This window comes from Comamonas sp. CMM03 (genome assembly GCF_019218715.1).
Classification (GTDB): Bacteria; Pseudomonadota; Gammaproteobacteria; order Burkholderiales; family Burkholderiaceae_C; genus Comamonas; species Comamonas terrigena.
Genome location: NZ_JAHUXB010000003.1, coordinates 398,721 through 417,802 on the forward strand (window position 1 = coordinate 398,721; position 19,082 = coordinate 417,802).

Consider the following 19,082-nt stretch of genomic DNA (forward strand, 5'->3'; position numbering starts at 1 on the left):
TACGCAGGAGCGTGCATGCCCACCACCGATATCGCAGCCACCGGCTCAACCATCCCCGACACCGCCCTGCGCGTGGAGCGTGTGCGCCACGTGTTTGCCGCGCACCACCTGCAGCTGCAATCGCGCGAAGTGGTCAGCCCCGGCTTTGTGCGCATCACGCTGGCGGGGGCCGATCTGACGGGTTTTCGCAGCGACGGCTTTGATGACCACATCAAGTTCCTGCTGCCCCAGCCCGGCCAGGACAAGCCCAACCTGCCGCAGATGGTGGACGGTCGCCCCCACTTTGACGGCGAGCGCCCTGTCGCGCGGGACTACACCCCGGTGCGCTGGGATGCCGCCAAAGGCCAGCTGGTGCTGGAGTTTGCCCTGCATGACCATGGCCCTGCCGCCGAATGGGCGCGCACCGCGCAGATCGGCCAATGGGCCGGGGTGGCCGGGCCGCGTGGCAGCATGGTGATTCCCGCCGGCTTTGCCTGGCACTGGCTGCTGGGCGATGACAGCGCGCTGCCTGCCGTGGAACGCCGCCTGGCGGAGCTGCCGGCCACGGCCCGTGTGACCGTGCGCCTGAAGGTGGCTGAGGCCGACCGCCGCCCGCTACCCAGCGCTGCCCAGGTGGATCTGCAGTGGGTGGACGATCTGGCCAAGGCCGCTGCCGCCCTGCCGCTGCCGTCCGAGGACGGCTACATCTGGGCCGCAGGCGAGCACAACGACATGGCCGCGCTGCGTACCGTCTTCAAGGACAAGGGCGCTTCGCTCAAGCGCATGCGCATTTCCGCCTACTGGAAGCGCGGTCAGGCGGACCACCACGAGGAACTGGTGCAGGAGTGAGCAGGCGCCCTGCCGGACGGCCGTTTCAGTCGTGCAGGGCGGCCCGCACGGCAGGCCGCAGTTGCATGCGCTGGTAGTGGTCGGCCAGGCGCGGGAAGTGGGCGATGTCCACGCCGTCGCCGTGCAGCCAGCCGGCGATGGTGAACAGATAGGCGTCGGCCACGGAGAAGGTCTCGCCCAGCACCCAGGGGCCGCGGTCCAGCCAATGGGCTTCGATCAGCGCACAGCACTCCGCCATGTTGGCGGCGACCTTGTCCTGCATGGAGGTGATGGCCGCGGGATCGTCGCTCCAGCGTGCGCCGCGCCGGCCGTGGGCGTGGGCCACATGCACGGTGCTGGCCAGGTAGCTGTGAAAGCCCTGCATGCGGGCGAACTGCACCGGGTCGGTGGGGGCCAGATGGGCGTCGGGAAAGCGCTGGGCCACATAGGCCAGCAGGGCCACGGTCTCGGTCAGCACGGTGCTGCCGTCTTCCAGCCGCAGCGCGGGCACACGGCCCAGCGGGTTCAGCGCCAGGTATTCGCCGCTGCGCTGGGCGTTCTGGCTGAAGTCGACGTACTGCAGCTGGTAGTCGGCACCGGCCTCGTTCAGGGCAATGCGGGTGGCCAGGGCGCAGGTGTGCGGGGCGTAGAACAGGGTCAGGTGGGGCATGCGGTCTCCAGAGGGTCCGGTGGGAGGGGAATGGCCTGCAGCATAGCGGCAGCAGGCGGCCGGCAGAAAACAGGCGCGGCAGCGCCCGTGGTGTGCGGGCATGCGGCAGTGGCGCCGCCAGGCCGGGCGCCCGCCGCTATAGTCGCTGCCCATGGCCAAGGACAAAACCATCTACACCTGCAACGCATGCGGCGGTACCACGCCGCGCTGGCTGGGCAAATGCCCGAACTGCGGGGCGTGGAACAGCCTGATCGAGACCGTGCCCGACAGCGCCTCCGGCGGCAAGAACCGCCTGAGCGCCCCCCAGGGCTATGCCGGTCTGGCCAATGCCCAGCCAGTGACGCCGCTGGCGGCCATCGAGGCGCAGGATGTGGCGCGCACGCCCAGCGGCATCGAGGAACTGGACCGCGTGCTGGGCGGCGGGGTGGTCGAAGGCGGGGTGGTGCTGATCGGCGGCGATCCGGGCATCGGCAAATCCACGCTGCTGCTGCAGGCCATGGACGCGCTGCAGCGCGCCGGTCTGCCCACCCTGTATGTGACCGGCGAGGAGAGCGGGGCCCAGGTGGCGATGCGTTCGCGCCGGCTGGGCATCGACGGAAGCCAGGTCAACCTGCTGGCCGAGATCCAGCTGGAGAAGATCCTGGCCACGGTGGAGGCCACGCAGCCGGCCGTGGTGGTGATCGACTCCATCCAGACCGTGTATTCCGACCAGCTTACCAGCGCCCCCGGCTCGGTGGCGCAGGTGCGCGAATGCGCGGCGCACCTGACGCGCATGGCCAAGAGCACCGGGGTGACCGTGATCCTGGTGGGCCATGTGACCAAGGAGGGCGCGCTGGCCGGCCCGCGTGTGCTGGAGCACATGGTGGACACGGTGCTGTACTTCGAGGGCGACACCCACAGTCCGCACCGCCTGGTCCGCGCCATCAAGAACCGCTTTGGTGCGGTGAACGAGATCGGCGTGTTCGCCATGACGGAAAAAGGCCTGAAGGGGGTGAGCAACCCCAGCGCCATCTTCCTGAGCCAGCACACCGAGCCCGTGCCCGGCAGCTGCGTGCTGGTCACGCTGGAAGGCACGCGCCCGCTGCTGGTGGAGATCCAGGCGCTGGTCGACGGCGGCGGCCCCTCGCCACGGCGCCTGTCGGTGGGCCTGGACAAGGACCGCCTGGCCATGCTGCTGGCCGTGCTCAACCGCCATGCCGGGGTGGCCTGCGCCGACCAGGATGTGTTTGTCAACGCCGTGGGCGGGGTGCGCATCGGCGAGCCGGCGGCCGATCTGGCGGTGATGCTGTCCATCACCAGCAGCCTGCGCGGCAAGGCCCTGCCCAAGGGCTTTATTGCCTTTGGCGAAGTCGGCCTGGCCGGTGAGGTGCGGCCGGCGCCGCGCGGTCAGGATCGGTTGAAGGAGGCCGCCAAGCTGGGCTTCACGGTGGCCGTGGTGCCCAAGGCGAACGCGCCCAAGAAGGCGATTGCCGGCCTGAAGATCCACACCGTGGAGCGCGTGGACGAGGCCATGCAGATCGTGCGCGGACTGGAATAAGCGCGGCGCATTGAAAAAACAGGAGCGGCTTGCGCTGAGAGGGCAAGCTGTTGCAGGCAAAAAGCCCCGAAATTTCGGGGTGCGATAGGCGGCTGTGTTGTGGCCGTCAACCCTGCAAGGCGGCATAACCCCACGGCTACGCACTGCCCGCAGCCAGGGGAAATGCCCCCTGTTGGACAATACGGCGCATGAATTTTCGCAAGTTTGTGGTGCCAGTGGGTCTGGCCATTCTGTTTTACGCGGCCCACCGCTCCTATGGCTGGATGGGCGTGGCGGCCGTGGGTGGCGGCACGGTGATGTGGCTGCTGCTGCACTTCACCCGGCTGATGACCATTGTGCGCCGTGCCTCCAACCAGCCCATCGGCTATGTGGGCAGCGCCATCATGCTGAACGTCAAGCTCAAGCCCAAGGTCAGCCTGATGCATGTGATCGCCATGACACGTTCGCTGGGCCAGCGCATGTCGGAGGAAGGTCAGGATCCGGAAATCTTCCGCTGGACCGACGGCACCAACTCCCATGTCACCTGTGAATTCGTCGGCGGCCGCCTGATGAAGTGGACGCTGCAGCGCCCGCCGCAGCCCGAAGCCACGGCCACCGATGCTGCGCAGGCTCCTGCTGCCCTGCCTCCTGTGGCTCACTGAGCCCTGGGCTTTACCCCTGTGCCGGCCTGAGGGCCTGCGCCGGGAGGGCGCTGCGTGGGCGGCATCTGGGGCCTTGCTTGGCGTACTGCACCGCGTACCGGGGCAAATGGCGCTTGCGGGCCTAAAATGGCGGTTTCGCCCGCAAACCCCTTTCCCTGAAGCACGCCAAGGAGTGGTATGAGCCCCGTAGTTCCCTCGATGTCCGACCGTGATGGCAAGATCTGGATGGATGGCCAGATGGTGGAGTGGCGTGACGCCAAGGTCCACGTACTGACCCACACGCTGCACTACGGCTGCGGCGCCTTCGAAGGCGTGCGTGCCTATGACACCGCCCAGGGCACGGCCATCTTCCGCCTGGAAGACCATACCAAGCGCCTGTTCAACAGCGCCAAGATCCTGCGCATGCAGATCCCGTTCACCCAGGAACAGGTGAACCAGGCCCAGGTGGACGTGGTCAAGGCCAACCAGCTCCAGTCCTGCTACCTGCGCCCGCTGACCTGGATTGGCGACCGCAAGCTGGGCGTGAGCCCCAAGGGCAACAGCATCCACCTGATGGTGGCGGCCTGGGCCTGGGGTGCCTACCTGGGCGAAGAAGGCATGCAGCGCGGCATCCGCGTGAAGGTGTCGAGCTTCACCCGCCACCATGTGAACATCACCATGAGCCAGGCCAAGGCGGTGAGCAACTACACCAACTCCATCCTGGCCAACACCGAAGCGCTGGACGATGGCTACGACGAAGCCATCTTGCTGGATGCGGCCGGCTTTGTGTCCGAAGGTTCGGGCGAGAACATCTTTGTGATCAAGGACGGCGTGGTCTATACGCCTGACCTGTCCGCCGGCGCCCTGAACGGCATCACCCGCAACACCGTGTTCCACATCTGCAAGGATCTGGGCCTGGAAGTGGTGCAAAAGCGCATCACCCGTGACGAGTTGTACATCGCCGACGAAGTCTTCTTCACCGGCACGGCCGCCGAAGTGACGCCCATCCGCGAAGTGGACCGCCTGCCCATCGGCGAAGGCCGCCGTGGCCCCCTCACTGAAAAGATTCAAAACGCGTTCTTTGACATCGTCAACGGACGCAATCCCAAATACACCCACTGGTTGACCCGGGTGTAAATTCCGCCCCACCGAGAGAGAGACACCGAATATGAGCACGACTGCCGTTGTAGAACTGGCTGCCAAGGATTTGAATGCCCAAGGCGGCGTCTACTGCCCCAGCCCCAAGGCTGACATGAAGCTGTGGAACAGCCACCCCAAGGTCTACCTGGATGTGGCCCATACCGGCCAGGCCAAGTGCCCCTACTGCGGCACGACCTACCGCCTGAAAGAGGGCGAGGTGTTTGCGGGTGGCCACTGATCACATCCTGGCGTCCGACGACAGCGCTCCCGCGGAGCGCTGTTTCGCTTTGGATGCCGTCACCGCCGTCATCGTGACCTTCAACAGCGCGCACTGTGCCGAGGCACTGGGCGCGCAGCTGGCGGATTGGCCGCATGTCATCGTGGTGGACAACGGCAGCGCCGACGACACGCCGGCCCGTATCCGTGCGGCCCTGCCGCAGGCCCAGGTGCTGGAGCTGGGGGAGAACCGGGGATTTGGTGCGGCCAACAATGCCGCCTTGCACCAGGTCCGGACCCCTTTTGCGCTGCTGATGAATCCGGACTGCGCGGTGATGGCCGCCGATGCACAGGCGCTGCTGGCATCCATGGCCGATTGGCCGCACGCGGCCATCATGGCACCGCAGCTGGTGGGTGGTGATGGTGGCAAACAGGTCAACTACGGCTGGGTACGCCACCTGTGGGCGTCCAAGGGCCCGGCTGCCGAGGGCGTGACCTGTGTCGGCAACGCCTGCGGTGCGGCCATGCTGCTGCGTTTGAACGCCATGCCCACGCGCGACTGGTTCGACACGCGCTTTTTCCTGTACTACGAAGACGAAGACCTGTGTCTGCGCCTGTTGCAGGCCGGCAAGCCTGTGCTGATCGAGCCGTCCGTGCACGTGGCCCATGCCAACCGCGGGTCGGTGCGCGGTCCACGTCCGCTGAGCGTGGAATACGGGCGTGGCTACCACCATGCCCGCTCCAAGGTGCTGTTCACGGCCAAGCACCAGGGGCATGCGGCGGCCATCGAGCACCGCCGCCGTGCCTTGTGGGGCTCCGTGGGCTTGCTGGCCCTGCGTGTCTTTGCACCGTCGCCCAAGCATGTGGCACGGGTGTGGGGACGTGTCGTGGGCCTGTGGTCTGCGCCGGTGCAATACTGAAGAATGGACGCGCGGATGAGCCGATTGAGCATTGTGGTGCTGACCTTGAACGAGGCGCACAACATCGAAGCCTGCCTGCGCAGCGCCCAGGGCGTGGCCGACCAGATTCTGGTGCTGGACAGCGGCAGCCAGGATGCGACCGTGTCCATGGCCCAGGGACTGGGCGCCGAGGTGGTGGCGTACCCGGACTGGCAAGGGTTTGGTGAGCAGCGCAGCCGCGCACTGCAGCATGTGCGGGCAGACTGGGTGTTCTTTCTGGATGCCGATGAGCGCCTGACCCCGGCACTGGCCGACGAAATCCGCCAGGTGGTGGCAGGCAACGCAGAAGCCGTCTGGGAAGTGGAGTGGGAGCAGATGGCCTACGGGCAGTCGCTGGGGCGCATGCGTGGCACCGGAGGCGTGGCACGGCTGTTTCCGATGCGGGTGCTCGAAGGCTTCAGCGGTGCGGTGCATGAAGGGGCGGTGCTGCGCACCCCAGTACCCACCCGGCATCTGCGCCAGCGCCTGCCGCATTTCTCGCGTGAAACCATTTATGGCAGCCTGGTGAAGCTGGCGCAGTATGTCCAATTGGGCGCGCTGAAACGGCACCAGGCGGGAAAGCGCGGTGGCGTTCTGCGCGGTCTGGGCTCCGGTATTGCCAATTTCACCCGCCTGTACGTCTTTCAGCGTGGTTTTCTGTGCGGTCGCGCAGGGTTTCTCTATAGTTTTTTTGTCGGGCTGGAATGTTTCTTCCGCTACGTGGCGCTGGAAGTGGACCGCGACCAACTGAAGAAGCCGGTGCGGCGTTGATATGTGTTCGGTGTGCAAAGCATGCGCCGCTGGAGCGCGTGCCTAAGGGTTTATGCAGCCAAAGTTGATTTCCTCGCGCCTGGAGACAGGTGCCCAGTGGATGCTGGTCGCCGCGTTTCTGTTTTTTCCTGCGGCCATGGCATTGGGCAATATCGCCATGCTGCTGACGGGCCTGTTGGCGCTGCTCAGCGGGGTGTTGTGGCGTGAACGCAGTACATGGCGCCGTGCGCCGTACCCCTGGCTGATGCTGGGCCTGTATGGCGTGGTGTTGCTGGGCGGCCTGTGGAGCAGTGCTCTTTGGGGCGACATTCAACTGAACTACACCAAGTACATCAAGCTGCTGCTGGGGGCGGTGTTCTTTGTCCTGCTGGCTCAGCCGCAGTGGCGCACACGGTGCCTGCAGGCGTTCAGTGCCTGCATGCTGTTCATTCTGGTGTCGGTCTACGCCAACATCTGGCTGCAGCTGCCATGGTCGAAGACCCAGAATCTGGGCTGGGGCGTGGACCACACGGTGATTGGCGACTACATCACGCAGAACATCATGATGTCGTTCTTTGTGGTGCTGGCGCTGTGGTACGGCAAGAATGCTCCCCGGTTGTCCCTGCGGCTGCTGGCCGCGGCAGTGGCCTTGCTGGCGGCCGTGGCCATCACCCAGTTATCGCTGGGGCGCACCGGCTATGTGCTGTTGATGCTGGGCGTGAGCAGCTTTGTGTTCTTTGCACTGAAAGGCTATCAGCGCTGGCTGGCACTGCTCACCATTGTGGTGGCAGCGGGCGGTGCCTACGCCGTGTCTCAGACGGCCCAGGATCGCGTGCATCTGGCGATTGCCGAAGCCCGCGACAGTGAGAAGATGGAGATCACCAGCATTGGTGGCCGCATCAATTTCTGGAAGCACACCTGGGAGCTGGTGCAGCAAAAGCCGCTGACCGGTTGGGGCACCGGCAGCTACCACGATGAATGGTGCCGTCATGTGACGGAACCCGGGTGGTGTGATTTCGGCGACCGCCACCCCCACAACCAGTATCTGTTGTTCTGGATGGAAAACGGCCTGATTGGCGTGTTGCTCTTCATCGGCATCCTGGCGGCCACGGCCCATTCCGTCTGGCGTGATGACCGCTGGCGTCCGGTGGTGCTGAGCTTCCTCGTGATCCTGGCAACCAACAGCCTGATCAATGTGTCGCTGTGGAGCTCGCGCGAGAGCCATTTCTTCACCATGATGCTGAGCTTGCTGGCAGCGCAGGCCTATTTTGGAACGCGGCAAACGTCTGTCGCCTTAGAGAAGGACCGAATGTGATTGTGGATGTGAGCCGCCTGTCCCTGCTGGGCGAAGGAACCGTGAAGCGTGTCTATGCCCTGCCCGATGATGACGGCAAGGTGCTCAAGCTGATCCGCCCCGAGCTGGTGGCGCCGGACGGGGGCTTCGCCAAACATGGCCGGCTCAAGCGTGCGTTTGCCCAGGGTGTGTACCGGCAGTTCCGGCGCGAGATCATCCAGTACCTGCAGCTGTCCAAGGCGGCGTACCACCAGCAGACCACCTTCTTTCCGATGGAAACGCCGTATGGGCTGGTGCCCACGACCCAGGGCCTGGGCCTGGTGACCGAAAAAATCCTCGGCCCGGACGGCCTGCCCCAGACGCTCGAAGCGCTCGCTGCCGCCGGCGCGCTGGAGGCCAAGCACTACACCGCGCTGGAGCAGTTCTTCGATGCCTGTGCAGACCTGCACCTGGTGTTTGGGGAAGTGAATGTGGCGGGCTTGATGTACACCGAATCGCGCTCGGGCGGGCCGGAGTTCGTGCTGGTGGACGGGATTGGCGAGAAGCTGCTGATTCCGGTGCGCAGCTGGTTCAAAAGCGTCAACACCAGCTATGTGCGCAAGGTGCAGCGCCGTCTGATGGGGCAGGTGCAGGCCCTGGTACAGGCGGCTGCGCAGGCCTGAAGAAAAGACACAGCCCTGCCGAGCAAGACTGTGCATGTGCAGGCGGCTTACAGCGGAAGCCGCAATTCAAAGCACGCGCCTGCTGCACCGTCGGTGCGGTCGGTGGCGCGCACCGTGCCGCCATGGCGTTCGGCAATCGATCGCACCAGCGACAGGCCCAGGCCCACGCCACCCGAGCGTTCGCTGGCCCCGGGCAGGCGGTAGAACTTCTCGAAAATGCGTTCGCGCTGCGCGGCCGGCACACCGGGGCCGTGGTCCTGCACCCGGATCAGAGCCATGTCGCCTTCCTGCGCCAGGGTCAGCGTGATATCGCCGTGGCTGTAGCGGCGGGCATTTTCCAGCAGATTGCGCACGGCACGGCGCAGCAGCTTGGCAATGCCCTGCACCTCCAGCGGGCTGGTGCCTTGCAGGTCCAGCTCGGCTTCCACGCGGGCGCATTCCTCGGCGGCCAGACCGATCAGGTCCACCGATTCGGGTGTGCCCACATCGGTTTCCTTGGATTCCAGGCGGCTGGCCAGCAGGATTTCGTCCACCAGCTGGTCCAGCTCTCCGATGTTGCGCAGGATCTCGGCCTTGGCACTGGCTGACGGCTGGCCATCGCCCATCAGCTCCAGGCCCATGCGGATGCGCGTCAACGGCGAGCGCAGCTCGTGCGAGGCATTGGCCAGCAAGGTCTTGTGCGAGGTCACCAGGGTTTCGATGCGCTCGGCGGCGGCATTGAACTGGCGGGCCAGGTCGGCCACTTCGTCATCGCCCTTGGTGGCCACGCGCACGGACAGATCGCCCTCGCCGAAGCGCTGCACGCCGCGCTGCAGGTTCTCCAGGCGTTGCAGCAGGCGGCGGATGATGGGGAACACCCCCACGGCCACCGCGACACCCACCAGGGCCAGCATCCACAGAAAGCCGAAAGGCGGGCTGAGCCAGAAAGCCGCGTAGCCGCCAGGGGGCGGGCGGCCGCCATGGGGGCCGCCGCCGCGCTCGTTGCGGTCACCCCGGTCGGGGCGGGGGGCCATGTGCAGCTGCAGCAAATCCCCGTCGGGCGTGACGATGTCGAACAGCACCCCTTCCTGTGGGGGTGTCGGCGCGCGCGTGGCACTGCCCTGGGCAATGACTTTGCCGTCCGGATCGGTCAGCACCAGCTCGCGGGCGATCTGGTTCACCTGGGTCTGGTTGCGGGCATTCTGTTCCGCGGCCTCTTTCCAGGCCCAGCCGACCAGCAGGGTCAGAATCGCCACGCCCAGCACCACGGCCAGCCAGATGCGCAGGTACAGGCGCTGGGAGAAAGCCTTGAACATGGTGGCAGCCCCTTCAGTCCTGCTGCTTGGCGAAGACGTAGCCCACGCCGCGCACGGTCAGGATGCGTTTGGGGTTCTTGGAATCCGCTTCAATGGCCGCACGGATGCGGCCCATGTGCACGTCGATGGAGCGGTCAAAGGCTTCCAGTTCGCGGCCACGCACGGCCTCCATGATCTGGTCGCGGGTCAGCACCCGGCCGGCGCGCTCGGCCAGGGCCACCAGCAGGTCGAACTGGTAGCTGGTCAGTTCGCAGGGCTGGCTGGCCACGGTGACGGTGCGGGCATCGCGGTCGATCTCCAGCGAACCAAAGCGCAGCGCTGGAATGGGCTGGCTGGCCGGGGCGCCTTCGCTGGCGCGGCGGCGCAGGATGGCGCGGATGCGGGCCAGCAGCTCGCGTGGCTCGAAAGGCTTGGGCAGGTAGTCGTCGGCGCCCATTTCCAGGCCGATCACCCGGTCCATGGGGTCACCCTTGGCGGTCAGCATCAGCACCGGTACCTTGGCGGCCACGCCGGGCAGGGCACGCAGGCGGCGGCAGACCTCCAGGCCGTCCATGTCGGGCAGCATCAGATCCAGGATCACCAGATCGGGCAGCTCGGACGGATCGCTGGGCTGCAGGCGTTCCAGTCCGCTGGTGGCGTCGGCGCAGTGGATGACGGCCAGGCTGTTCTGGCCCAGATACTCGCTGACCATCTGGGCCAGGCGGGCATCGTCTTCGATCATCAGCAGGGTGTGGGTGCTCATGGTGGGAGAGTGTAGGCAGTCGGGTGCTCATGGGGAGCGCGATGGCCCCAGCATGGCGGCTGCGCGTCACACGCGCTTGTCCTGTATGTAAAGCGCAGGTAAACCTGTGGCTGTGATCTGCCGATCGGTGGGGCCTGACAGCGTCGCTGGCCGTCCACCCGGCCCGCGCAGACGCGCACCGTGTCCTGTCAACGGCTTCCGTACGCCGCAGCCGGTGGCTGAAAGCCCGTCTGCGTCACGCCTTGGTGCGCAGGGTGACGCGGGATGCCAGCGCCACCAGCAGCAGCACCGGCAGGCCCAGGGCTGCCGTGCTGATGAAGAAGCTGCTGTAGCCATGGGCGTCGACAAACGCGCCGGAAAAGCCGGCCAGCCACTTGGGCGCCAGCATCATCATGGAGCTGAACAGCGCGTACTGCGTGGCCGAATACTGCACATTCGTCAGGCTCGACAGGTAGGCAATGAAGGCCGCCGAGGCAATGCCGCCGGCCAGGTTGTCGGCGCTGACCACCAGGGTCAGACCGGCCACATCGTGGCCCCGTGTGCTCAGCCAGGCAAACAGCAGGTTGCTGGCGGCCGACAGCACGGCACCCAGCATCAGCACCCGCATCACGCCGATGCGCATCGAGATCACCCCGCCGATGAAGGCGCCCAGCAGCGTCATGATGACGCCGAAGACTTTGCTCACCGTGGCCACCTCGGCCTCGCTGTAGCCCATGTCCACGTAAAAGGGGTTGGCCATGATGCCCATTACCACATCGCTGATGCGGTAGATGCCGATCAGCGCCAGGATCAGAATCGCCTGCCCGCCGTAGCGGCGCACAAAGTCGGCAAACGGGGCCACCAGGGCTTCACGCAGCCATTCGCCCAGGTTGCGCGCTGGTGTCAGCGCGCGCGCAGCGGGTTCGGGCGACAGCAGCACGGTGAACACGCCCACCAGCATGCTGGCCGCCATCACGCCATAGGCCAGCTGCCAGGCGGCATGCACATAGGCAGCCTGTTCCCCATGCAGGGCTGCGGCCACCAGCCACAGCGCGCCCGCGCCGGCCCAGATCATCGCCAGCCGGTAACCCGTCTGGTAGGTGGCGGCCAACGCCGCCTGGCGCTCGGCGTCGGCCGATTCAATGCGGTAGGCATCCAGCGCAATATCCTGGGTGGCCGAACCAAACGCCACAGCCAGTGCGCACCAGACCATGCGGTTCAGATCCTGCTGCGGATCGGTGAAGGCCATGCCCAGCAGCCCGCCCACCACCAGCATCTGGGCCAGCAGCAGCCAGCTGCGCCGGCGCCCCAGCCAGCCGTTCAGCACCGGCAGCGGCAGTCGGTCGACCAGCGGTGACCACACCCATTTGAAGGCATAGGCCAGGCCCACCCAGCTCATGTAGCCGATGGTGGAGCGGTCGATGCCGGCCTTGCGCAACCAGAAAGAGAGCGTGCCCAGCACCAGCAGCAGCGGCAGGCCAGCCGAAAACCCCAAGGCCAGCATGCGCAGGCTGGCCGGTTCGGCATAGACGCGCAGCGTCTGTCCCCAGCTACGGCGCGGGACAGCGGTCGAGGGGGGCGAAGGCGTGGCGGCGGTGGACGCAGGGGAGGTGGACGGTTCGGTCATGGGCAGGCGAAAAGGGCGCAGAGCCAGGAAGGGCTGAGAACCATTATCCCGCGATGGTGGCCGTCTGCCGTGCGCGCTACCATGGCAGTTCACACCTGCGCACTGCCATGGCCGATCCCAGCACCGTCTCCGCCCTTGTGGACTCCAGCGCCGCCCCGTTGCAAGACGGCGGCCGGCTGGATGCGCCCGCCTGGTCGGTGCGGCGCTACAGCGGGGAACACCAGTCCCATGCCCACGACCATGTGCAAATCCTCTATGCGCTGCAAGGCCGCATGGAGCTGGAGCTGAACGGCCACGCCGGCTATGTGGACGCTGCCAGCGGCATGCTCATTCCCGCTGGCGCCAGCCACGGCTATCTGGCCCAGGCCCACACCCAGGTGCAGGTGATCGATCTGCCCGCCGGCCCTGGCCTGGATCGCATCCGCCGGTTTGCGGTGCCGGCTCGGCTGCGCGCTCCGGCGCTGGCACGCCACCCGCTGTCTGCTGCCGCCCAGCTGGCGCTGGTGCTGGACGCGCCCAGCCTGTTGCACCGCCGTACGGTCGACTTGGCCTGGTTGACCCAGCAGGTGCAGGCCGCCCTGCATGCCGACTGGCCCACGGCCCGGCTGGCGGCGCTGTGCCATCTGAGCGTGCCCCAGTTCCACAGCCGCTTTGTGGAACTGGTCGGCCAGCCGCCGCAGTCCTGGCTGCGCGGCCTGCGGCTGGATGCGGCCGAGGCCCAGCTGGCCCGGGGCCAGCCCCTGGAGACCACGGCCCTGCGCTGCGGCTACCGCACGGCCAGTGCCCTGGCCTATGCCTTGCGGCGCGAACGCCAGGTGAGCGCGCGCAGTCTCCGGGCCGCTCAGCGCTGAGCGCAGCGGTGCGGGAGTGGCGTTGGCTGGTGGCGGCAGCGTGGGTCCTCTTGGTGACGGGACACAGTGCAGCATGGACATGTATACGCCCTGCACGGCAGAACCAGTGTTGCTCGACAGTTGCCGGGATGCTGCGGCGGCATCATTTGAAGCATGAGCTCTTCTTCTGCTTCTTCTTCGGTCTGGGGTGTGGCCCTGGTGTCGGTGGCGTCCATGCTGTGGGGCACCACCGGTACGGCGCAAAGCCTGGGTGCCCAGGGGCTGTCGCCGTTCTGGGTGGGAGCGGCACAGCTGGCCGTGGCCAGCACCTTCTTTGCGCTGGTGCTGTGGGTGACACGGCGCAGTGCGCCGACCGGACAACCGCTGCTGCCAAGGCCCTCTTTGCTGGGTATGCCGGCGCGCTGGTTCTGGCTGGCATCGGCCGGTACCGCCGGCTACAGCATCAGCTTCTATGCGGGCGTAAAGCTGGCCGGGGTCGGCGTAGGCACGGCTGTGGCCATTGGCAGTGCACCCATCTGGGCCGGCCTGATCCAGGCCGTGCTACTTCGCCAGCCCCTGTCGCTGCTGTGGTGGTTGGGCACGGGCGTGAGCGTGGCCGGCGGTGTGGCCATGGTGCTGAGCAAAGGGGGCGGCACGGGTGCGCTGTCGCTGCCCGGCCTGCTGCTGTGCCTGCTGGCCGGGCTGTCGTACGCGTCCTATGCCCTGGTCAATAAGCGCCTTGTCAGCAAAGTGCCTACCCGGCTGGTGAACCTGTATGTGTTCAGCGGCGCCGCGGTGCTGGCGGCGCCCGTGGCGCTGCTGCTGGCCGGGGTGCCGCGGTTTACCGCGTCGTCGTTGATGGTGGTGGTCTACCTCGGGCTGGTGGTCTCCGGCCTGGCCTATGTGCTGTTTTCCAATGGGCTGCGCCATATCTCCGGACCGACCGGTGTGACATTGACGCTGATCGAGCCGGTGGCCGCCTTTCTGCTGGCGGTGTGGATCGTGGGCGAACACCAGCCGCTGGCCTCCTGGCTGGGGCTGCTGGCGGTGCTGGCCGGACTGATGGTGGTGATCGGTGCCGAGGTGCGTGGCGCGCGGCGCAAGCTGGCGCTGGTCTGAGCCACCTCGCCGGCGCGCATTGGCGGCACAATCTGACGCTCAGGCACAGCACCGCTGTGCAGGCTGATTGGATTGCCCAGGAGAGACGCCCCCATGCCCCTATCGCCCATGCCACTGAACCATCTGTCCGATGGCGACCATCTGCCGCAGGCCTGCCGCTGCCACGCCGGGCGGCGTGGCTTTCTGCGCGCCCTGGTGGCGGGGACGGCGGCCACCGGTGCCGGGGCTGCGCTGGCGCAGGTCAATGTCGGGGGCTCCTCCGGTCTGCGCAAGCTGGTGCCGGCCGAAACCCTGGAAAGCGCCGCCACCGAGCAGTACCAGGAGCTGCTGCAGAAAGCCAAGGCGCAAGGCGCACTGGCCGGCAGCTCTCACCCCCAGCTGCAGCGCCTGCGCGGCATTGCGCAGCGCCTGATTCCCTATGCCAGCCAGTGGAACGCCCGCGCCAGCCAGTGGCGCTGGGAGGTCAACCTGATCGGCAGCAAGGAGATCAACGCATTCTGCATGCCGGGGGGCAAGATCGCCTTCTACACCGGCATCCTGGAAAAGCTGCAGCTCAGCGATGACGAAGTGGCCATGGTCATGGGCCATGAAATGGCCCATGCATTGCGCGAGCATTCGCGCGAGCAGATGGCCAAGAACTCGGCCACCAGCATCGGTCTGTCGCTGGGGGCGCAACTGCTGGGACTGGGCGACCTGGGCAATCTGGTGGCCAGGATGGGGACCCAGCTGCTGAGCCTGCGCTTCAGCCGCAGTGACGAAAGCGAGGCCGATCTGGTGGGGCTGGAAATGGCCGCACGTGCCGGCTACAGCCCCCAGGCTGCGGTGAGCCTGTGGCGCAAAATAGGGGAGGCCACGGGCGATGGCGGCATCGGCTTTCTGTCGACCCACCCCACAGGGCCGGATCGCATCCGCGAACTGGAGCGCAATATTCCGCGGGTGCAGGGCCTCTACGAGTCCGCCCGCCGGCGGTAACGCTGCCTGTGTGCCTGGGCAGGCCTGCGTTCCATAGAGAATGCCTGGCGATCGCCTTTCGGAAAGAATAAAAAAAGGCCCGCTCCATGGAGCGGGCCTTGTGCAGGAAGCCGTGTACCAGCCGCTCAGGCTTTCTGCAAGGACTGCAGCCCGTCGGCAATGGTGCTGGACAGCAGTGCGGCACTGGCACGCAGGGCCTCGGTTTCCTCGGCATTCAGCCGGGGCATGAAGGGGGCCGAGGCGCCGCGTGCACCGATCAGATGGGGCAGCGACACACAGGTGTCACGCACGCCCAGCAGTTCGGGCATGCAGGTGGACACGGCAAACACCGACTGCTCATCGGCCACGATGGCCTTCACCAGCCGTGCAATGCAGCCACCGATGCCAAAGTTGGACACGCCTTTGCCCGCCTTGATGCGGTACGCCGAAGTACGCACCTCTTCGGCAATCTGCGCCTGCATGGCCGCGTCGATGGGCCGGCCCAGCTGGGCGGCAAAATCCGTCACCGGCATGCCGGCGATCTGGGCGCTGCTCCAGTGGGGCACGGACGAGTCGCCGTGCTCGCCCAGCACATAGGCGTGGATGGCCGGTGCGGCCACGCCCAGGTAATCGGCCAGCCGGTCGCGAAAGCGGATCGAATCCAGCGAGCAGCCGGTGCCGATCGCTCTGCCCGGTGGCAGGCCGTAGCGGTGCACAGCAATGGAGGGCATCACGTCCACTGGGTTGGTAGCGAACAGCAGCACCGCATCCGGTGCGACCTTGAGCACCTGGCCGATGATGGTGTCCGTCATCTTCAGGTTCTGGTGCAGCAGCTCCAGCCGGGTCTGACCGGGCTTGAGGCTGGCGCCAGCGGTGATGACCACCACCGAGGCGCCGGCCAGATCGGCATAGTCGCCTTCGCTGACGCGGGCAGCGGTGCCAAAGGCGGCGGCGTGGCCGATGTCGGCGGCTTCACCCGCTGCGCGGGCCTCATTCTGGTCCACCAGCACGATCTGGCTGATGCCAGGGGTGGCCGACAACAGGTAGCCGGCGGCCGCGCCGACCTGGCCGGCGCCGATGATGCCAATGCGTGCCCCCATTTACAGCACCCCCATGGCGGGCCACAGCGTGGCGGACAGCAGCAGGATCAGGCCCAGGCCAGCCAGCGTGACCACGATGCCCACCTTGGCGAACTGGGGCGTGCTGAAGGCATTGGTGCCGTAGCACAGCATGTTCTGCGGCGCATTGGTCGGCAGGATGAAACCGAAGGACACCACGAAGCTCTGGATCATCACGATGCCGAAAGCCGTCTCGGGGCTGACGGGCAGCGTCTGTGTGAAGGCGATCATGATGGGGATCAGCGTGCTGGCCAGGCCGGTGGCCGAGGCAAAGCCCAGGTGCAGCACGATGCTGAACACTGACAGCGCACCGATCACGGCCACCACGGGCAGGGCCGACAGGCCCATCTGGCCCAGCGTCTGTTGCGCCAACCAGCCGGCAGCGCCGGTCTTGGACAGCAGATTGCCGAGCGAGATGGAGGCGGCAAACAGCACGATCGTGCCCCAGGGCACCAGCTTTTCGGCCTGCGACCAGTGCATCACGCCGATCTTGGGCATCAGCAGCAGTGCAATGCCGATCTGGGTGGTGGTGGTGGTGTCGAACGGGTGCAGCACGCCTTCGGTGGACCACATCACCAGCAGCAGTGCGGCCACGGCGATCAGACGCTTTTCAGAACTGCTGACCGGCCCCAGGTCGGCCAGTTGCTGGCGCAGCTTGGCCGGCATGTCCTCACCTTCCGGCACCTGGGGACGCAGAATCCACAGGGCCGCGAAGAACAGCACCACGCACATGCCGATGGTGAAAGGCAGGGCGGTGATGAACCATTGGCTCCAGGTGATGTTGTGGCCGAAAGCCTGCTGCATGAAATTCAGGCTGATGATGTTCTGTGCCGCGCCGGTCTTGACCGCCATGTTGAAGATGGAGCAGGCACTGGCAGTGACGATCATCAGCGTGGCACCCAGCGAGCTGTTCACCGCCAGACCCAGGGCGGCAGTGATGCCGATCATGATGGGGATCACCGCGCCCACGCGGGCGGTGGCAGAGGGGATGAACAAGGCCAGCACAAAGCCGACGATCATCGCCCCCAGCACCAGGCGGGCAGGCGAGACGCCGATCTTGCTCATGACCAGCAGCGCGATGCGCTTGTCCAGCCCTGTGTGCTTGAGTGCCACGGCCAGAAACAGTGCGGCCGCCACCAGCAGCACGGCGGTGGACGAGAAACCGCTGAGCATGGTGGTCAGCGCAGCGGCGGAATCCATGGGCTTGCCGCCTGCTGTCATCGAGGTGCCCATCAGCCCCAGCACCGCGGCACCGGTCAGCACCACGGCGCTGTTGGCGGGCGAGACGCATTCGCTGATCCACAGCACCACGACCAGCACCAGCAGGCCCAGGGCCACCTGCCCCGAGTCGGTGAGGCCGGCAGGCTGCGGCAGGGCCAGCACGATGCCGTAGAGCACCAGGGCCAGCAGCAAAAAGGCCAGCTTTTTGTTGGAATCGGGCTCCGGTTTGGAGGTGATGGGGCCGGTTTCGGTTGCGGGCGTAGACGCCATAAGTGCTCCTCGCAAAAATGAATCGTTACGTAACGGACCGATACTAGTTCCTACAGTCGCGCACCGATAGTCCGGTGGCCCTGGTTGGGATGAGTACTTCGTTACGCAATGAAACCATGCTACGGGCTGCGAAGCGGTTTGCGTGAAAACACGTAAGTGTTTTCCCTTGTGATTTGATTCGCATCAAGGGTGGCGCATTCGTCACATACCGGCCTGTCATCCTGGTTTTGTGTCGTCTGGTGCGTAGCAGTGCCAGATGGTGCAAGAAGTTTTTGCTATCAAAATGTGAGCAATTGATGCGACCGATACCGACAGCCCTTACGGCCCAGGCGTTGGCGCCGGCCTAGTAGCTGCGCAGCAGGGCGCGCAACAGCCAGTCGCCCCCGGCCAGCAGCAGGCGCAGGCCGCACAGCACGGCACTGGCCATGCCCCACCAGCGCAGATACCGCGCCCAATCGGCCGTCCACGGCTGGCCTTGCCACGCTGCGGCGCTGGCGGCCAGTGCGGGCCACGCCACCAAGAAGACGAGTGCCGCGGCCGCCAGCAGCACCAGGCAGTGCCGCGTTGCGGCACCCATCAGGTGTTGCCCACGTAGGGGTTGGTCTTGCGTTCACGCCCAAACGTGCTCTCCGGTCCATGGCCGGGAATGAACACCGTCTGGTCGCCCATGGGCCACAGGCGCTGGGTGATGGAGTCAATCAGTTGCTGGTGGTTGCCCTGGGGGAAATCGGTGCGGCCGATGCTGCCGGCAAACAGCACATCGCCCACAAAGCAGCGGTCGATTTGCGGGGCGTGGAACACCACATGGCCGGGCGTGTGACCCGGGCAGTGGCGCACCTGCACGGTTTCGTGGCCGATCTGCACGCTGTCGCCATCCGCCAGCCAGCGCGTGGGCGTGAACGGGCGCGACGGCGGAAAGCCGAACATGGCACCCTGCTGGGGCAGGCCATCGATCCAGAACTGGTCCCCGGGATGGGGGCCGATGATGGGTAGGTCCAGCTGCTCGGCCAGGTCCGCCGTGCCGCCCGCATGGTCGATGTGGGCGTGGGTCAGCCAGATGGCCTTGAGCTGTAGGCCCAGCCGCTCCACTTCCCACTGGATCGCTTCCAGATCGCCGCCGGGGTCGATGACGGCGGCATCCTGGGTCTGGTCGCACCACACCAGCGAGCAGTTCTGCTGGAAAGCGGTCACGGGAATGGTCTGGTAGTGCAGCATGGCAAGGCGAGAGGAAAGTGGCAGAAGGCAGGGGCCGTGCCGTGCGGCGTGGCGGCCAAATTATGGGGGCAGCGGCCCGTT

Annotated in this window: 20 protein-coding genes; 12 read left to right on the top strand and 8 right to left on the bottom strand. The window is 66.4% G+C overall.

What is annotated here, in order from left to right:
- Positions 1-15: 15 nt before the first annotated feature.
- Positions 16-828, top strand: a complete 813-nt coding sequence (locus KW830_RS12475; RefSeq protein WP_218333350.1) for a siderophore-interacting protein — start codon at positions 16-18, stop codon at positions 826-828.
- A gap of 25 nt (positions 829-853) precedes the next feature.
- Here KW830_RS12475 and KW830_RS12480 read toward each other — a convergent pair whose 3' ends face one another.
- Positions 854-1,477, bottom strand: coding sequence for a glutathione S-transferase family protein (locus KW830_RS12480; protein ID WP_218333351.1), 624 nt, complete (start codon positions 1,475-1,477; stop codon positions 854-856).
- A 151-nt stretch (positions 1,478-1,628) separates the two neighbouring features.
- Here KW830_RS12480 and radA point away from each other — a divergent pair, with 151 nt between their 5' ends.
- From radA to KW830_RS12520, 8 genes are all read left to right on the top strand, one after another.
- The gene (gene radA / locus KW830_RS12485; RefSeq protein ID WP_066538779.1) at positions 1,629-3,014 is read left to right on the top strand and encodes a DNA repair protein RadA; all 1,386 of its coding nucleotides are present in this window, start codon (positions 1,629-1,631) and stop codon (positions 3,012-3,014) included.
- A gap of 188 nt (positions 3,015-3,202) precedes the next feature.
- A complete protein-coding gene (locus KW830_RS12490) occupies positions 3,203-3,655 on the top strand; it encodes a glycerate kinase (protein ID WP_218333352.1) in 453 nt (150 codons plus the stop codon).
- Between the two features lie 177 nt (positions 3,656-3,832).
- Positions 3,833-4,771 (top strand): branched-chain amino acid transaminase, encoded by a 939-nt coding sequence (locus tag KW830_RS12495; RefSeq protein ID WP_066538784.1) that lies wholly within the window; start codon positions 3,833-3,835, stop codon positions 4,769-4,771.
- Between the two features lie 31 nt (positions 4,772-4,802).
- Positions 4,803-5,012 (top strand): zinc-finger domain-containing protein, encoded by a 210-nt coding sequence (locus KW830_RS12500; RefSeq protein WP_066538786.1) that lies wholly within the window; start codon positions 4,803-4,805, stop codon positions 5,010-5,012.
- Positions 5,002-5,910 (top strand): glycosyltransferase family 2 protein, encoded by a 909-nt coding sequence (locus tag KW830_RS12505; RefSeq protein WP_370626125.1) that lies wholly within the window; start codon positions 5,002-5,004, stop codon positions 5,908-5,910. The genes KW830_RS12500 and KW830_RS12505 overlap by 11 nt, the downstream gene beginning before the upstream one ends.
- A 15-nt stretch (positions 5,911-5,925) precedes the next feature.
- Positions 5,926-6,699, top strand: a complete 774-nt coding sequence (locus KW830_RS12510) for a glycosyltransferase family 2 protein (RefSeq protein ID WP_255578344.1) — start codon at positions 5,926-5,928, stop codon at positions 6,697-6,699.
- 136 nt (positions 6,700-6,835) lie between these two features.
- Positions 6,836-7,993 (top strand): O-antigen ligase, encoded by a 1,158-nt coding sequence (locus KW830_RS12515; RefSeq protein WP_193761056.1) that lies wholly within the window; start codon positions 6,836-6,838, stop codon positions 7,991-7,993.
- Positions 7,990-8,634 carry a YrbL family protein gene (locus tag KW830_RS12520; protein WP_066538793.1) on the top strand — a complete coding sequence of 215 codons (645 nt, stop codon included), beginning with the start codon at positions 7,990-7,992 and terminating at the stop codon, positions 8,632-8,634. Before KW830_RS12515 ends, KW830_RS12520 begins: the two co-directional genes overlap by 4 nt.
- A 47-nt stretch (positions 8,635-8,681) precedes the next feature.
- Here the strand turns inward: KW830_RS12520 and KW830_RS12525 are convergent, their stop codons facing one another.
- The 3 genes from KW830_RS12525 to KW830_RS12535 all read right to left on the bottom strand — a co-directional run bounded on the left by KW830_RS12525 (position 8,682) and on the right by KW830_RS12535 (position 12,277).
- Complete coding sequence (locus KW830_RS12525) at positions 8,682-9,929, bottom strand: ATP-binding protein (protein ID WP_066538795.1); 1,248 nt, start codon at positions 9,927-9,929, stop codon at positions 8,682-8,684.
- Between the two features lie 13 nt (positions 9,930-9,942).
- Positions 9,943-10,671, bottom strand: a complete 729-nt coding sequence (locus KW830_RS12530) for a response regulator (protein ID WP_218333354.1) — start codon at positions 10,669-10,671, stop codon at positions 9,943-9,945.
- Positions 10,672-10,906: 235 nt separating this feature from the next.
- A complete protein-coding gene (locus KW830_RS12535; protein ID WP_066538798.1) occupies positions 10,907-12,277 on the bottom strand; it encodes an MFS transporter in 1,371 nt (456 codons plus the stop codon).
- A gap of 107 nt (positions 12,278-12,384) precedes the next feature.
- Between KW830_RS12535 and KW830_RS12540 the strand changes: the two genes are divergently transcribed.
- The 3 genes from KW830_RS12540 (at position 12,385) to KW830_RS12550 (ending at position 15,198) form a co-directional block, all read left to right on the top strand.
- Entirely contained in the window at positions 12,385-13,128 is a 744-nt protein-coding gene (locus KW830_RS12540; protein ID WP_218333355.1) for an AraC family transcriptional regulator, read from the top strand.
- 153 nt (positions 13,129-13,281) lie between these two features.
- Positions 13,282-14,226 carry a DMT family transporter gene (locus KW830_RS12545; protein WP_218333356.1) on the top strand — a complete coding sequence of 315 codons (945 nt, stop codon included), beginning with the start codon at positions 13,282-13,284 and terminating at the stop codon, positions 14,224-14,226.
- A gap of 108 nt (positions 14,227-14,334) precedes the next feature.
- Positions 14,335-15,198 carry a M48 family metallopeptidase gene (locus tag KW830_RS12550; protein ID WP_218333488.1) on the top strand — a complete coding sequence of 288 codons (864 nt, stop codon included), beginning with the start codon at positions 14,335-14,337 and terminating at the stop codon, positions 15,196-15,198.
- A 125-nt stretch (positions 15,199-15,323) separates the two neighbouring features.
- On the opposite strand, the gene KW830_RS12555 is transcribed toward KW830_RS12550, so the two are convergent.
- The 4 genes from KW830_RS12555 to KW830_RS12570 form a co-directional block, all read right to left on the bottom strand.
- Positions 15,324-16,277, bottom strand: a complete 954-nt coding sequence (locus KW830_RS12555; RefSeq protein WP_066538802.1) for an L-lactate dehydrogenase — start codon at positions 16,275-16,277, stop codon at positions 15,324-15,326.
- On the bottom strand, positions 16,278-17,786 hold the full coding sequence (locus KW830_RS12560) for a DASS family sodium-coupled anion symporter (protein ID WP_066538804.1): 1,509 nt from the start codon (positions 17,784-17,786) through the stop codon (positions 16,278-16,280). It lies immediately after the preceding gene.
- A 343-nt stretch (positions 17,787-18,129) separates the two neighbouring features.
- A complete protein-coding gene (locus tag KW830_RS12565; protein ID WP_218333357.1) occupies positions 18,130-18,363 on the bottom strand; it encodes a hypothetical protein in 234 nt (77 codons plus the stop codon).
- A complete protein-coding gene (locus KW830_RS12570; RefSeq protein WP_066538808.1) occupies positions 18,363-19,001 on the bottom strand; it encodes an MBL fold metallo-hydrolase in 639 nt (212 codons plus the stop codon). Before KW830_RS12570 ends, KW830_RS12565 begins: the two co-directional genes overlap by 1 nt.
- Positions 19,002-19,082: the final 81 nt, after the last annotated feature.

Bases quoted from the DNA above. Each gene is read 5' to 3' on its own strand.
- KW830_RS12475 (WP_218333350.1), top strand. From the start codon at position 16: ATGCCCACCACCGATATCGCAGCCACCGGCTCAACCATCCCCGACACC.
- KW830_RS12480 (WP_218333351.1), bottom strand. From the start codon at position 1,477: ATGCCCCACCTGACCCTGTTCTACGCCCCGCACACCTGCGCCCTGGCC.
- radA (WP_066538779.1), top strand. From the start codon at position 1,629: ATGGCCAAGGACAAAACCATCTACACCTGCAACGCATGCGGCGGTACC.
- KW830_RS12490 (WP_218333352.1), top strand. From the start codon at position 3,203: ATGAATTTTCGCAAGTTTGTGGTGCCAGTGGGTCTGGCCATTCTGTTT.
- KW830_RS12495 (WP_066538784.1), top strand. From the start codon at position 3,833: ATGAGCCCCGTAGTTCCCTCGATGTCCGACCGTGATGGCAAGATCTGG.
- KW830_RS12500 (WP_066538786.1), top strand. From the start codon at position 4,803: ATGAGCACGACTGCCGTTGTAGAACTGGCTGCCAAGGATTTGAATGCC.
- KW830_RS12510 (WP_255578344.1), top strand. From the start codon at position 5,926: ATGAGCCGATTGAGCATTGTGGTGCTGACCTTGAACGAGGCGCACAAC.
- KW830_RS12515 (WP_193761056.1), top strand. From the start codon at position 6,836: ATGGCATTGGGCAATATCGCCATGCTGCTGACGGGCCTGTTGGCGCTG.
- KW830_RS12525 (WP_066538795.1), bottom strand. From the start codon at position 9,929: ATGTTCAAGGCTTTCTCCCAGCGCCTGTACCTGCGCATCTGGCTGGCC.
- KW830_RS12530 (WP_218333354.1), bottom strand. From the start codon at position 10,671: ATGAGCACCCACACCCTGCTGATGATCGAAGACGATGCCCGCCTGGCC.
- KW830_RS12535 (WP_066538798.1), bottom strand. From the start codon at position 12,277: ATGACCGAACCGTCCACCTCCCCTGCGTCCACCGCCGCCACGCCTTCG.
- KW830_RS12540 (WP_218333355.1), top strand. From the start codon at position 12,385: ATGGCCGATCCCAGCACCGTCTCCGCCCTTGTGGACTCCAGCGCCGCC.
- KW830_RS12545 (WP_218333356.1), top strand. From the start codon at position 13,282: ATGAGCTCTTCTTCTGCTTCTTCTTCGGTCTGGGGTGTGGCCCTGGTG.
- KW830_RS12550 (WP_218333488.1), top strand. From the start codon at position 14,335: ATGCCACTGAACCATCTGTCCGATGGCGACCATCTGCCGCAGGCCTGC.
- KW830_RS12555 (WP_066538802.1), bottom strand. From the start codon at position 16,277: ATGGGGGCACGCATTGGCATCATCGGCGCCGGCCAGGTCGGCGCGGCC.
- KW830_RS12560 (WP_066538804.1), bottom strand. From the start codon at position 17,786: ATGGCGTCTACGCCCGCAACCGAAACCGGCCCCATCACCTCCAAACCG.
- KW830_RS12565 (WP_218333357.1), bottom strand. From the start codon at position 18,363: ATGGGTGCCGCAACGCGGCACTGCCTGGTGCTGCTGGCGGCCGCGGCA.
- KW830_RS12570 (WP_066538808.1), bottom strand. From the start codon at position 19,001: ATGCTGCACTACCAGACCATTCCCGTGACCGCTTTCCAGCAGAACTGC.